We start from the raw sequence: 13,583 nt of genomic DNA on the forward strand, positions 1-13,583 counted from the left end.
CCGCGCTACGGGATGTTGCTGGCACTTGGAGGGCCGGGATACCCGTAGCGCGGCGTAAGCGAAGCGCACCCGCGAAGCAGCGCGAGGAGCGCTGCCGATAGGGGCGCATAGGTGGGCGGTGGTGCGGTTAGTTGTGGTGGCGTGATCGGGGCGGCTGGCCGCCGCCTTCGCGGGTGCCTCATTTGCTCGTGCCTCGCAAGATTCGTTACACCGCGCTACGGGGTGTTGCCGGAATTTGGAGGGTCGGGTTACCCGTAGCGCGGCGTAAGCGGAGCGCACCCGCGAAGCAGCGCGAGGAGCGCTGCCGATGGGGGCTCGGGGGGCGGTGGCACGGTTGGTTGTGGTGGCGTGATCGGGGCGGCTGGCCGCCGCCTCCGCGGGTGCCTCTTTCGCTCGTTGTTCTCGCTCCATCGTTACGCCGCGCTACAAGGTGTTGCTGGAACTTAGAGAGGCGGGTTACCCGTAGCGCGGCGTAAGCGGAGCGCACCCGCGAAGCAGCGCGAGGAGCGCTGCCGATGGGGGGCTCGGGGATGGCGGTGGCACGGTGGTGGATGGTGGCATGATCGGGGCGGCTGGCCGCCGCCCTTCGCGGGTGCCTCATTTGCTCGTGCCTCGCAAGATTCGTTACACCGCGCTACGGGAGGTTGCCGGAATTTGGAGGGGCGGGTTACCTGTAGCGCGGCGTAAGCGGAGCGCACCCGCGAAGCAGCGCGGAGAGCGCTGCCGATGGGGGCTCGGGGGTGGCGGTGGCACGGTTGGTTGTGGTGGCGTGATCGGGGCGGCTGGTGCCGCCTTCGCGCCGGGCCGCCGCTGCGGGTGCCTCTTTCGCTCGTTGCTCTCGCTCAATCGTTACGCCGCGCTACGGGAGGTTGCCGGAATTTGGGGGGTCGGGACACCTGTAGCGCGGCGTAAGCGGAGCGCACCCGCGAAGCAGCGCGGAGAGCGCTGCCGGTGGGGCCATATGGGTGGGCGGTGGCACGGTTGGTGGTGATGGCGTGATCGGGGCGGCTGGCCGCCGCCCTCCGCGGGTGCCTCATTTGCTCGTGCCTCGCAAGATTCGTTACGCCGCGCTACGGGAGGTTGCCGGAATTTGGGGGGTCGGGACACCCGTAGCGCGGCGTAAGCGGAGCGCACCCGCGAAGCAGCGCGGAGAGCGCTGCCGGTGGGGGCGCGGGGGTGGGCGGTGGCACGGTTGGTTGTGGTGGCGTGATCGGGGCGGCTGGCCGCCGCCCTTCGCGGGTGCCTCATTTGCTCGTGCCTCGCAAGATTCGTTACGCCGCGCTACGGGGTTTTGCTGGCACTTGGAGAGGCGGGTTACCCGTAGCGCGGCGTAAGCGGAGCGCACCTGCGAAGCAGCGCGGAGAGCGCTGCCGGTGGGGGCGCAGGGGTGTTGATTCGGCGCTAGAGTAAATCAATGCCGTTGCTGCGCTGCTCTTCGCGTAATCGGTCGCGTGCGATGTAGAGGGCGGCGATGGCGCGTGCTTCGTGGAAGTCTTCTCGAAGCAGCAGTGCGGGGAGCTCTTCGATGGCGTGGGTTTCCACGATCAGCGGCTCGGGCTCGTCGCCGGGCAGGCGTTTGGGGTAGAGGTCGGTGGCGATCAGTACCTGCATGCGGTGTCGCATGTAGTTGGGGGCCAGCGAAAGCTCCACTAGAGGCTCGATGCGGTGGGCGCCAAAGCCGCACTCTTCCATGAGTTCACGGTTGGCGGCGGCCACGACATCCTCGCCGGGGTCTACCAAGCCTTTGGGCAGGGTGAGTACGTAGTCTTCGAACCCGGCCGCGTACTCGCGAATCAGCAAGACGTGTTCCGGGTCCGGCATGGCGATGATCATCACGGCGCCACGGTCGGCGCCGGTGAGGCGCTCGAACTGGCGCTCCTCGCCGTTCGAAAAGCGCAGGTCCAGCGCCTCGATCTGAAACAAGCGGCTTTGGGCCACGGGGTGACGAGCCAGAATCGTGGGCTTGCGCGGGTAGCGCTCAGTGACGTCGCTGGTGGTGGAATCGTCGCGGTCCATCATGCCTCCGTGGCTGCAAAAAACGGGTTACGCTACAATAGCACGCTTACTCTCAAAGACTGGAGTGGCCATGATTGATTGGCTCGAGATCGATACGGTGCTGTTGGACATGGACGGCACGCTGCTGGACCTTCACTTCGATAGCCACTTCTGGCTGGAGCATCTGCCACGCCGCTACGTCGAGCTGCATCAACTGGATCAGGCCAGCCAGGAGGAGCTCAAGAGCCGCATCATCGGTGAGCAGGGCACTCTGAACTGGTACAGCCTGGCCTATTGGAGCCGCGAGCTGAACGTCGATATCGTGGCCCTCAAGCGTGAGGTGCAGCATCTGATTGGCCTGCGTAGCGACGCGCTGGACTTTCTCACCTGGCTCAAGCAAGCCCACCCCCGAGTAGTGCTGGCCACCAATGCCGACCGAGCCAGTCTGGCACTGAAATTGCCGCTCACCGGGTTGGAAAACTACCTGGATGCCATCATCTCCTCGGAAGACGTTGGCGCTGCCAAGGAGGAGCAGGCCTTCTGGTTCGCGCTGCAGGAGCGAGAGCCCTTCGACCCCGCACGCACCCTGTTCATCGACGACAACGCCCGGGTACTGGAAAGCGCCAGGGAGTTCGGAATCAAGTACCTGTTGGGCATCAAGCAGCCCGATAGCCAGCGGCCCGAAAAAGAGCTGCAGGAGTTCGTGGCCCTGGACCGATTTGCCCAACTGCTGCCATGAGTGCGGCCTGGGCATCGGCCACTGACTGATCCGCCAGGGGCGACCTTCGCGGGGCAGCCAATAGATTAGGAGAGTGCCAATGAGCGACAGCGTTCGCCTGGACAAGTGGCTATGGGCTGCACGGTTTTTCAAGACCCGCGCCCTGGCCAAGAAAGCGATAGAAGGCGGCAAGGTTCACTACAACGGTGAGCGTGCCAAGACCAGCAAGAACGTCGAGCTGGGGGCGCTGATTCGCGTGCCCCAGGGCTGGGACATTTACGAGGTGGAAGTCACGGCGCTTTCAGACCAGCGCAGGGGCGCTCCCGAAGCGCGCACCCTGTATGCCGAAACCGAGGCCAGCGCCCAGCGTCGTGCCAAGGAAACCGAGGCGCGTCGGCTCACCAACGAAGCGATGCAGCACCCCCTCAAGCGCCCCGATAAGAAGCAGCGCCGCGATATACACCGATTTCAACGCCAGCAGGGCGAGTAGCGTCGCTGACGCCTGCCTTGTCGACGTTCCCCTTTCTCTCTTCATGGTTTCACTATGTCTGATCAGATCCAGCGTTTCCTGTTTGACCAAACCAACGTGCGTGGCGAAATCGTCACGCTGAGCACCGCCTATCAGGAAGTGCTCGACCGTCATGCCTACCCACCGGCGGTCAATGCCCTGCTGGGCGAGCTGCTGGCAGCGGTGGCCCTGCTGACCGATACGGTCAAGCTGGACGGTACGCTCAGCATCGAAGTGCGCGGCCAGGGCGCGCTGGCGCTGCTGATGGCAGAGTCCAATCCGGGCGGTGAGCTGCGCGCCATTGCACGTATCGCCGAAGAGGCCGCGCTGCCCAGCGAGCAGGCCAGCTTCCGTGAGCTGGTCGGTGACGGCCAGATCATGATCACCCTGGACCCCAAGGAGGGGCACCGCTACCAGGGTATCGTGGCACTGGATCACGATACGCTGAGTGGCTGCCTGGAAGCCTATTTCGGCCAGTCCGAACAGCTACCTACCCGGCTGTGGCTGGCCGCCGATGGTCAGCGAGCGGGTGGGCTGCTGCTGCAGCGCTTGCCGGATGCCTCGCAAAACCAGGACGTGGATGCCTGGGAGCGCAGCGTGCACCTTGCCGAAACGATCAAGAATGAAGAGCTGCTGGGGCTGGAGCAGCGTGAGGTACTGTATCGGCTCTATCACGAAGAGATCGTCAGGGTCTTCGAACCCAAGGCGCTGCGCTTTGGCTGCACCTGTTCACGGGAGCGTATGAGCCATGCGCTGTACACCCTGGGCAAGGAAGAGTTGATGGATATTCTTCAGGAGCAGGGTGCCATCGACACCCAATGCCACTTTTGCCACACGAAATATCACTACACCGCCGCAGATATTGAAATTTTGTTGGAAGACCCGGGCGCACCACCGCCAGTCATTCACTGATTGTGTAGTCGGCTCCTGATGGGGTGGGCTTTCAGGCGGCCTGGCGCCACCCCAGAGGAGACAATGCGCTCGGCGCACCCAGCAAACGGTTGTTTGAAAATATACTGCGCTGCAACACAAAATGTAGTGTCATTGTAGTAGTTTAACTACAAGATGTTTGCGAGAAGCCCCCGTTTCCCGGGGGCTTTCTTTTTGCCATAATGCGCCGGACTTCAGCGCGCCCAGCCCGTTTGCGAGTGGTTGGGATGACTTTTAAAGGCGTCGTACGACGCCCGGTAAACGAGATAAACGGCCGCAAGGCCCAGGAATCGACATGACCACGACTCAAGCCGCTCCTCAAGCCCACGTCAATCTCAGCAGCGCCGAACTGATCGAGCGCGCCGTGGCCCGTGGTGAAGGTCGCCTCTCGGCGAACGGAGCCCTGGTAGTCAACACCGGCGCACGCACCGGGCGTTCACCGAAAGACCGTTTTATCGTCGATGAGCCCTCCACCCGTGACAGCATCGATTGGGGCAGCGTCAACCGCCCGTTCGACGCCGAGAAGTTCTCGGCGCTGTGGGCGCGTGTCGAAGACTACCTGGAAAGCCGTGAGCGCTTCGTGGCCGAGCTGCACGTGGGCAGCGACAACACCCACTACCTGCCGGTACGTGTCACCACGGAAACGGCCTGGCAAAACCTCTTTGGCCGCACCATGTTCGTGCGCCCGCTGGCCTACAACCAGGCCGCCAAGGAAGAGTGGACCATCCTCAACGCTGCAGGCTTCGAGTGCGACCCGAACCGTGATGGCACCAACTCCGACGGCTGCGTGATCATCAACTTTGCCGAGCGCAAGGTGCTGATCGCCGGCATGCGTTACGCCGGTGAAATGAAGAAAGCCATGTTCTCGGTGCAGAACTACCTGCTGCCCGCCGCCGACGTGCTGCCGATGCACTGTTCTGCCAACGTGGGTGAAGATGGCGAAACTTGCCTGTTCTTCGGCCTCTCAGGCACCGGCAAGACCACGCTCTCAGCGGATCAGGCGCGTTTCTTGATTGGTGACGACGAGCACGCCTGGGGCGACGGCATCGTCTTCAACATGGAAGGCGGCTGCTACGCCAAGTGCATCGACCTTTCCGAGAAGAACGAGCCGGTCATCTGGAACGCCATCAAGTTTGGCACCGTGCTGGAAAACGTCGTGCTGGATGACCGCCGCGAGCCGGACTACGCCGACGACAGTCTGACCCAGAACTCCCGTGCCGCGTACCCGCTGGAGCACGTCGAGAAGCGCGTGGCCGAAAACCTGGCGGGTGAGCCCAACGCCATCGTATTCCTGACCTGTGACATGTCGGGCGTGCTGCCGCCGGTGTCCATCCTGTCCAAGGAAGCCGCAGCCTACCACTTCCTGTCGGGCTACACCGCCAAGGTCGGCTCCACGGAAATGGGCTCTTCCGAAGGTCTGGCAGCAACGTTCTCTACCTGCTTCGGCGCGCCGTTCTTCCCGCGTCCGGCCCGTGAATACGCCGACCTGCTGATCAAGCGTGTCGAAAAGAAAGACGCCCAAGTGTACCTGGTGAATACTGGCTGGACCGGTGGTGCCTATGGTGAAGGCGGCTCGCGCTTCTCGATCCCCACCACGCGCGCCATCATCAGCGCGATTCAGTCAGGCATCCTGCGTGATGTCGAGACCAGGCACATCGACGGCCTGAACCTGCAAGTGCCGCTGGCCGTGCCGGGCGTGGACTCCAGCCTGCTGGACCCCCGCGACACCTGGGCCGACCGCGACGCCTACGACCGTCACCTGCAAGACCTGGCCACCAAGTTCGTTGACAACTTCAAGAAGTTCGAAGGCGTCAACGAAGCGATCATCAAAGCTGGCCCGCAACTGACCTGATACTCGCTGTTTCATCGCTTCAAGGGAGGGTGCTTGGCACCCTCCCTTTTTTATTTTCCGCGGCGCTTCGTTAAATCATCGTTTATCAAATTTGGTTAATGCACCAATAGTGGGCAAAAAAATTGCGACTTTAGTCGAGTTGCAGCCGGTTTTTTGCCCATACCGAACCGGCATAGGGTATGCAGAAAAACGCCGTCACAGTTAAATACCGTCATGCGCTGGCCAGCATAACGACAGTCTCATTACGGTAACGGTACGACGCCATGCCCTACGTTCATGACACCCTTGCGCGGCTAGCCAAGAGTAGCCCTGCCCAAACCGAGTTCTATCAAGCCACCGAGGAAGTGCTGGAATGCTTGCGCCCCCTGTTCGAGCGTTCGCCGCACTATCACCAGCACAGTATCATCGAGCGTATGATCGAGCCTGAACGGCAGATCATGTTCCGCGTCAGTTGGCTGGATGACAAGGGTCGGGTGCAGGTCAACAAAGGGTATCGAGTGCAATTCAACTCGGCCCTGGGGCCTTATAAAGGGGGGCTGCGGTTTCATCCCAGCGTGACCGCAGGCACCATCAAGTTTCTGGGGTTCGAGCAAATCTTCAAGAACGCGCTGACCGGCCTGGCGATTGGCGGCGGCAAGGGCGGCGCGGACTTCGACCCCAAGGGCAAGTCGGACAACGAGATCATGCGCTTCTGCCAGTCGTTCATGACCGAGCTGTACCGCCACGTGGGGCCCCATAGCGATGTGCCCGCCGGCGATATCGGCGTGGGCGCCCGCGAGATTGGCTATCTGTTTGGCCAGTACAAGCGGCTGACAGGGCGTTACGAAGGCGTGCTGACCGGCAAAGGGCTGAATTGGGGCGGCTCGCTCGGGCGCAAGGAGGCCACCGGCTACGGCGCGGTCTACTTTGCCCAGAACATGCTGGCCGCCCGGGGGGAGAGTCTGGCAGGCAAGACTTGCCTGGTGTCCGGCGCGGGCAACGTCGCCATCTATACCATCGAAAAGCTGCTGGAACTCGGTGCACTACCGGTGACCTGCAGTGATTCCAAGGGCATGATTCACGACCCGCGAGGCATCGACCTGGGGCTGCTCAAGCGTTTGAAAGAGGTCGAGCGTGTTTCTCTGGAGGCTTATCTGCACGAGCACCCTGAGGCACACTATGTGGCGGCACGGGATTACCCCGCCGATGGCCATGCCGTATGGCGGCTACCGGCGCAGGTAGCGTTTCCTTGTGCCACTCAGAACGAATTGACCGAACAGGATGCCCAGGCGCTCATCGCCAACGGGGTGAGCTGTATCAGTGAAGGGGCCAATATGCCTTCTACCAAGGCGGCAGTGGAGCGCTTTATTGCCGCCAGGCTCGCCTACGGCCCCGGCAAGGCCGCCAACGCCGGTGGCGTGGCCACGAGCCAGCTGGAAATGGCCCAGAACAGCAGCATGGAGCAGTGGTCGCTAGAGAAAGTCGATGACAAGCTCAAGCGCATCATGGCCGATATCTATCAGCAGTGTGCTGACACGGCAGAAGAGTTCGGCGAACCCGGTAACCTGGTGCTCGGTGCCAACATCGCAGGCTTCCGCAAGGTGGCCGATGCCATGATCGAGCAGGGCGTTACCTGATCATGTGGGTGGCCTGGTCGATTGAGTTACCGGGCCACTTTAAATAAGCTATCCTGCATATAGCGGATATCCACAGTCCTTTCCCTTTGGGGAAGGGCTGTTTTTTATGGTCGGTATCATCAAGGAGAGAGACCATGGGGCAGCGTCCTCCAATCATCATCAACCGTCTCGATGCAGAGCGTCTGCAGCGACTGATCGATCAAGCACCGGAAAAGGATCAGATGGTGGCGGAATTGCTCGAAGAAGAGCTGCTGCGCGGTGAGGTGCTCGACCCGCAGGACATTCCCGATAACGTCGTGAGCATGAATAGCCAGATCCGCTTCACCGACCTGACCCGTGGGCGGCAAATGATCCGCACGCTGGTCTATCCCCATGCGCTGGCCAGCGTGGAAGACGGTATTTCCGTCATGGCGCCGATCGGAGCCGCGCTGATTGGCCTGAAGGTGGGCGATGTCATCGAATGGCCGCTACCCAATGCCACCGACGTGAAGCTGCGGGTGGATGCCATCTTCTGGCAGCCCGAGCGGGAGAAGCAATTCCACCGCTAGGGCGGTCTCGGGCGCGCAAGCCATGCCAGCACAGGTGCTTTGTGGTACCGTGTCGGCACCTCGAATGCTGCATGAGCTGGTTGCACGTTATGGATGTCAAACAACGGATTATTGCGCGCCTGGCGTCAGAGCTGGGCGTACGACCTGAACAAGTCCTGGCCACGGTGGAATTGCTGGATGGCGGTGCCACCGTGCCCTTCATCGCCCGCTACCGCAAGGAAGTGACCGGCGCGCTGGACGATACTCAACTGCGCCAGTTGGATGAGCGCCTGCGTTACCTGCGCGAACTGGAAGAGCGGCGCGAAGCCGTGCTGGCGGCCATCGATGAACAAGGCAAGCTGGACCCCGCGCTCAAGGCCACCATCGAGGCCGCCGACACCAAGCAGCGCCTGGAAGACCTCTACCTCCCGTTCAAGAAAAAGCGCCGCACCAAAGCCCAGATTGCCCGGGAAGCCGGTCTCGAACCTCTGGCGGATGCGCTGCTGGCCGACCCCACCCTCGACCCGGAAAACGAAGCGGCACGCTACCTGCGCCCGGCAGAAGGGGAAGTACCGTCCATCGAAGATGCCAAGGCCGCCCTCGACGGTGCCAAGCAGATTCTGATGGAGCGCTTTGCCGAAGACCCCGAGCTGATCGGCCAGCTGCGTGAGCGGCTCTGGCAGGAAGGCGAGCTGAGCGCCCGGGTGCTGGAAGGCAAGCAGCAGGAAGGCGCCAAGTTTTCGGATTACTTCGAGCACGACGAAAAACTCGCCAAGGTGCCCTCGCACCGTGCGCTGGCCATGTTCCGTGGACGCAACGAAGGGATTCTGGGGCTGGCCATTCGCTTGCCCGGTGAAGAAGACGCCCCGGTGCATCCTGCCCAGGTGGCCATTGCCCGTCAGGTCGGTATTCGCGATGAAGGGCGCCCGGCCGACAAGTGGCTGGGGGAAGTGGTGCGCTGGACCTGGCGTGTCAAACTCTACACCGCACTGGAAACCGAGCTGTTGGGCCGCCTGCGCGAACAGGCCGAGCAGACCGCCATCGATGTCTTTGCTGCCAACCTGAAAGACCTGCTGCTGGCGGCCCCGGCGGGGCAGAAAGTCACCCTGGCGCTGGACCCCGGCCTGCGTACCGGCTGCAAGGTAGCGGTCATCGATGCCACCGGTCAGTTCATCGACCAGGCCACCATTTACCCCCACGCTCCCCAGAATCGCTGGAACGAATCGCTGGAGGTGCTGGCGCGGCTGGTCAAGCAGCATCGCGTGCAGCTGATTGCCGTGGGCAACGGAACCGCCAGCCGTGAAACCGACAAGCTGGCCGGGGAACTGGTGAAGGCGCTGGCGCCCGCGCAGCCGCTGAGCAAGGTCATGGTGTCGGAGGCCGGGGCATCGGTGTACTCGGCGTCGGAATACGCGGCCCGTGAGCTGCCCGATCTGGACGTCACCATCCGGGGGGCGGTTTCGATTGCCCGCCGCCTGCAGGACCCGCTGGCCGAGCTGGTGAAGATCGAGCCCAAATCCATCGGGGTAGGTCAGTATCAGCACGACGTCTCTCAGGTGCAGCTCTCGCGCAGCCTGGAAGCCGTCATCGAAGATTGTGTGAACGCGGTGGGCGTGGACCTCAACACGGCCTCCAGCGCATTGCTCTCCCGAGTGGCTGGCTTGAGCGCCGCGATGGCCGAAAACATCGTCGCGCAGCGCAACCTGCAGGGTGCCTTCAAAAGCCGCAAGGAGCTGCTCGGCGTCAGCCGTCTGGGGCCCAAGACGTTCGAACAGTGCGCCGGTTTCCTGCGTATCAGCAATGGCGACAACCCGCTGGATGCCAGCGCCGTCCACCCAGAGGCCTATACTCTGGTCGAACGCATCGCCAAGCAAAGCGGGCGTGACCTCAAGGGCCTGATTGGCGACAGCGCCACCCTCAAGGCGCTGAAGCCCGCCGATTTCGCCGATGAGCGCTTCGGGGTGCCCACCGTCAGCGACATTCTCAAGGAGCTGGACAAGCCAGGCCGAGACCCGCGCCCGGAGTTCAAGGCGGCGGAGTTCCGCGAAGGCGTGGAAACGCTCAAGGACCTCACCCTGGGCATGGTGCTGGAAGGCACGGTGACCAACGTGACGCACTTCGGCGCGTTCGTGGATATCGGGGTTCATCAGGATGGCCTGGTGCATATCTCGGCCTTGTCGGAGCGCTTCATCGACGACCCGCGCAGCGTGGTCAAGGCGGGCGACATCGTCACCGTCAAAGTGATGAGCGTCGATATTCCCCGCAAGCGAGTCGGGCTTTCCATGCGTCTCAGCGATGAACCAGAGCAGCCTGAGCAAAACGGCAGCCGCGCCGCTCAGGAGCCGCGCAAGCCTGCGCGCAGCAGCCGGCAATCGGGCCAGCGCCAGGGGCAGCAGCAGGGCAATGCACCGGCGGCCATGGGCGCCTTGGGTGCCGCATTGTTGAAGGCCAAGCGGGGCAAATAGTCGCGTGTCTTGAAAAACACAGGGTTGCCGCCATATCCTGCCCACTAATCCCTATCAGGTAGGATACAGCTCATGGTCACGCCCGCCGGTTTCCACAAGGCCTGCGTCATGCAGGCCTTATCAACAAGGAGTGTTCACCTTGTCTGAACCACTCACGGTGCCTACGTCGCTGACCGCTCAGGTCGAGCGCCTGCTCCCCAGCGCCCGTCTGGGTCGTTTGGGGCGGCTGCGTCGCGGGCTAGAAAAAGAGGGGCTGAGGGTCGATGCGCAGGGCCATATCGCACAGACCCCACACCCCCAGGCGCTGGGCTCCAAGCTGACCCACCCGCACATCACCACCGACTACTCCGAAGCGCTGCTGGAGTACATCACCCCGGTGTATTCGGAACCCAAGGAGGCTCTGGCCTTCCTGTCCGATCTGCATACCTTTACCTATCACCATCTCGATAACGAGTGGATCTGGCCTGGCAGCATGCCTTCCCGGCTCTCCGGTAACGACAGCGTGCCGATTGCCGACTACGGCAGCTCCAACGTGGGCACCATGAAGCACGTTTACCGCAAAGGGCTCGACGTGCGCTACGGGCGGATCATGCAAGCCATTGCCGGGGTGCACTACAACGTCTCGCTGCCTGAAGACATGTGGTACGCCCTGCGCGAGATGGAAAAAGCCACCCACGTACCGTTCAACGACTACCGTTCGACGCGCTACTTTGGCTTGATTCGTCACTTCCGTCGCCATAGCTGGCTGCTGCTCTATCTATTCGGTGCGTCTCCCGCCGTGGACAAGAGCTTCCTGCCCAGCGGGCAGGTGCCGGACAAGCTGCAGCCGCTCGGTGACGATACTTATATCGCCCCCTACGCTACCACGCTGCGCATGTCCGACCTGGGGTATCAGAACAAGGTCCAGTCGCAGCTGAAAATCTGCTTCAACTCGCTCTCCAACTACGTCAACACCCTGCGCCATGCGATTTCCACACCGTGGCCCGATTATGAAGCGCTGGGCGTTCGGCAAGGCGATGAGTGGCAGCAGCTCAATGCCAATATCCTGCAGATCGAGAACGAGTACTACAGCGATATTCGCCCCAAACGCGTGGCGCGGCACAACGAAACCCCGAGCCAGGCACTCGAAGCCCGTGGCGTCGAGTACATCGAAGTGCGCTGTCTGGACCTCAACCCCTTCGATCCGTTGGGCGTCACGGAAGTGCAGATGCGCTTCGTCGACACCTTCCTGATGTGGTGTCTGCTCAGCGACAGCCCCTGGATTTCCGATGAAGAGTGTGACCGCCTGGATGACAACCGTCGCCTGGTGGTGGAGCGTGGGCGTGACCCTGAGCTGCGTCTCGTGCGTCAGGGGGAATCGGTGACGCTACCCGAGTGGGGCGAGCAGATCTTCGCGGAAATGGCCGAGGTCGCTCGGCTGCTGGACGCCGTGGAAGACGACGCACCCCATGCGGCCGCCCTAACGGCGCTACAGCCCCGTTTGCGCCAGCCCGAGCTGACGCCCTCTGCGCAACTGCTGGCGAAGCTGCAATCCGGCAACGGCTCGCTCAGCGAGACTCTGCTGGGCATGGCCCAGGAACAGGCAGAGGCCTTGAAGAGCACCCCCATGCTGCGCTCACGGGAAGCGCTGCTGGCACAGCTCATCGACACCTCGCACCAGCAGCAGCGTGATATCGAAGCCGCGGATCAAGAAAGCTTCAGCACCTTCCTGGAAACCTACTTCACCAAGGCGCGGGAATCGCGAGCGCTATCGGCCATTACACCTGAGGATGGGCAATGACCTCATCAGCTATTCGTCCGGTCGCGCTACTCGGCGTCGCCTTTTGTATCCTGATGATGGCCGTGGCGCTAGGACTGGAGCACATTGGCGGGCTGGAGCCTTGCCCGCTGTGCATCTTCCAGCGCGTCGCGGTCATCGCCGCCGGGCTGGTGCTGGCCGTGGCTGCCATCCACAACCCCCGCGGCCGTTTCGGCAAGGGGCTATATGGCGTGCTCAGCCTGGCGGCGGTGGGTACCGGGGCGTTCATTGCAGGCCGCCATGTCTGGCTACAGGGCCTGCCCGCCGATGAAGTGCCCAGCTGTGGCCCCGGCCTGGAATACATGATGGATATTCTGCCCATGCAGGACGTCGTGGCCATGGTGCTCACTGGCTCCGGCGAGTGCGCGGAAATCGACTTCATGCTGCTGGGGCTGTCGCTGCCTGGCTGGACGCTGGTCGGGTTCCTCATTCTCGCCCTGGTACCGTTACGTATGTTATGGCTGGCCGTGACAGGGCAGGGTACGTTAGCCAAGCGTTGATTATTCAAGGCACACTCGGCAGTATCAAGGAAATCGTGCCCGCCTGCATTGACAGGGCTAGAAGGAACAGCGAGTCTAGCCCTGATGAAGGCGGCTATCAGCAAGGAGAAGCCCCATGCTCGAAGATTGCAAAAATGCCCTGGAGCGCTGGGGGGGCGTACACAGCCTGATCGACCGCTGGCTGGATCAACGGCGCGCACTACTGGTCAGCTTCATTGAGCTCAAGGAAGCCTGCGATGCGGAACTCGAAGCCGTCAGCAAGGCGCGCATCGACACCTTCAGCGAACTGCTGATGGATTACATCAGCGCGGGCCACTTCGAGATCTACCCCCAGTTGGCCGAAGAAGCCAAGGCCTTCGAAGATGAAGGAGCCCTGCAAATCGCGGCCCTGTTACTGGAAAGGCTCGAAATGTCCACCGCCATGGTGCTGGAGTTCGACGAAGACTTCGCCACCCCGGTACGCTGCCAGCAAAACCTGGCCCGGCTGCCCGCCTGGATCGACCGGCTCGCCAAAGGGCTCACCGAACGCTTCGCCCTGGAGGACCAGCTCATCGCACGCCTCCACGCAGCCCACAGCCCCCAACAGATCAAATCTCCCGCTTAATGCCGCGCCCCTGTAGCGCGGCGTAACGAAAGAGCGAGAGCAACGAGCGAGTTAGGCACCCGCAGCGGCG

General features: G+C 62.5%; 11 protein-coding genes. 10 read left to right on the plus strand and 1 reads right to left on the minus strand.

Annotation, left to right across the window (positions count from 1 at the left end; translation table 11 throughout):
* Nucleotides 1–1,401 precede the first annotated feature (1,401 nt).
* Nucleotides 1,402–2,016, minus strand: a complete 615-nt coding sequence (nudE, locus tag FEU76_RS03140) for an ADP compounds hydrolase NudE (protein ID WP_096923297.1) — start codon at nt 2,014–2,016, stop codon at nt 1,402–1,404.
* 70 nt (nt 2,017–2,086) lie between these two features.
* Between nudE and yrfG the strand changes: the two genes are divergently transcribed.
* The 10 genes from yrfG to rsd all read left to right on the plus strand — a co-directional run bounded on the left by yrfG (nt 2,087) and on the right by rsd (nt 13,513).
* A complete protein-coding gene (gene yrfG / locus FEU76_RS03145; RefSeq protein ID WP_144980220.1) occupies nt 2,087–2,734 on the plus strand; it encodes a GMP/IMP nucleotidase in 648 nt (215 codons plus the stop codon).
* Nucleotides 2,735–2,813: 79 nt separating this feature from the next.
* Nucleotides 2,814–3,203 (plus strand): ribosome-associated heat shock protein Hsp15, encoded by a 390-nt coding sequence (gene hslR, locus FEU76_RS03150; protein WP_039183812.1) that lies wholly within the window; start codon nt 2,814–2,816, stop codon nt 3,201–3,203.
* A 54-nt stretch (nt 3,204–3,257) separates the two neighbouring features.
* A complete protein-coding gene (gene hslO / locus FEU76_RS03155) occupies nt 3,258–4,133 on the plus strand; it encodes an Hsp33 family molecular chaperone HslO (RefSeq protein WP_096923294.1) in 876 nt (291 codons plus the stop codon).
* A 313-nt stretch (nt 4,134–4,446) separates the two neighbouring features.
* Complete coding sequence (locus FEU76_RS03160) at nt 4,447–6,003, plus strand: phosphoenolpyruvate carboxykinase (protein ID WP_144980223.1); 1,557 nt, start codon at nt 4,447–4,449, stop codon at nt 6,001–6,003.
* 263 nt (nt 6,004–6,266) lie between these two features.
* Entirely contained in the window at nt 6,267–7,619 is a 1,353-nt protein-coding gene (gene gdhA / locus FEU76_RS03165) for an NADP-specific glutamate dehydrogenase (protein WP_039183818.1), read from the plus strand.
* A gap of 134 nt (nt 7,620–7,753) precedes the next feature.
* Complete coding sequence (gene rnk, locus FEU76_RS03170) at nt 7,754–8,167, plus strand: nucleoside diphosphate kinase regulator (RefSeq protein WP_039183820.1); 414 nt, start codon at nt 7,754–7,756, stop codon at nt 8,165–8,167.
* Between the two features lie 89 nt (nt 8,168–8,256).
* Nucleotides 8,257–10,611: a Tex family protein gene (locus FEU76_RS03175; RefSeq protein ID WP_144980226.1), complete on the plus strand. Its 2,355-nt coding sequence runs from the start codon at nt 8,257–8,259 to the stop codon at nt 10,609–10,611.
* A 139-nt stretch (nt 10,612–10,750) separates the two neighbouring features.
* Nucleotides 10,751–12,391, plus strand: a complete 1,641-nt coding sequence (gshA, locus tag FEU76_RS03180; protein WP_144980229.1) for a glutamate--cysteine ligase — start codon at nt 10,751–10,753, stop codon at nt 12,389–12,391.
* The gene (locus FEU76_RS03185) at nt 12,388–12,909 is read left to right on the plus strand and encodes a disulfide bond formation protein B (protein WP_144980232.1); all 522 of its coding nucleotides are present in this window, start codon (nt 12,388–12,390) and stop codon (nt 12,907–12,909) included. Before gshA ends, FEU76_RS03185 begins: the two co-directional genes overlap by 4 nt.
* 115 nt (nt 12,910–13,024) lie before the next feature.
* Nucleotides 13,025–13,513, plus strand: coding sequence for a sigma D regulator (gene rsd, locus FEU76_RS03190; RefSeq protein ID WP_039183827.1), 489 nt, complete (start codon nt 13,025–13,027; stop codon nt 13,511–13,513).
* Nucleotides 13,514–13,583 lie beyond the last annotated feature (70 nt).

Source organism: Halomonas sp. C22 (assembly GCF_007655045.1).
In the GTDB taxonomy this organism is placed as follows: Bacteria; Pseudomonadota; Gammaproteobacteria; order Pseudomonadales; family Halomonadaceae; genus Vreelandella; species Vreelandella hamiltonii.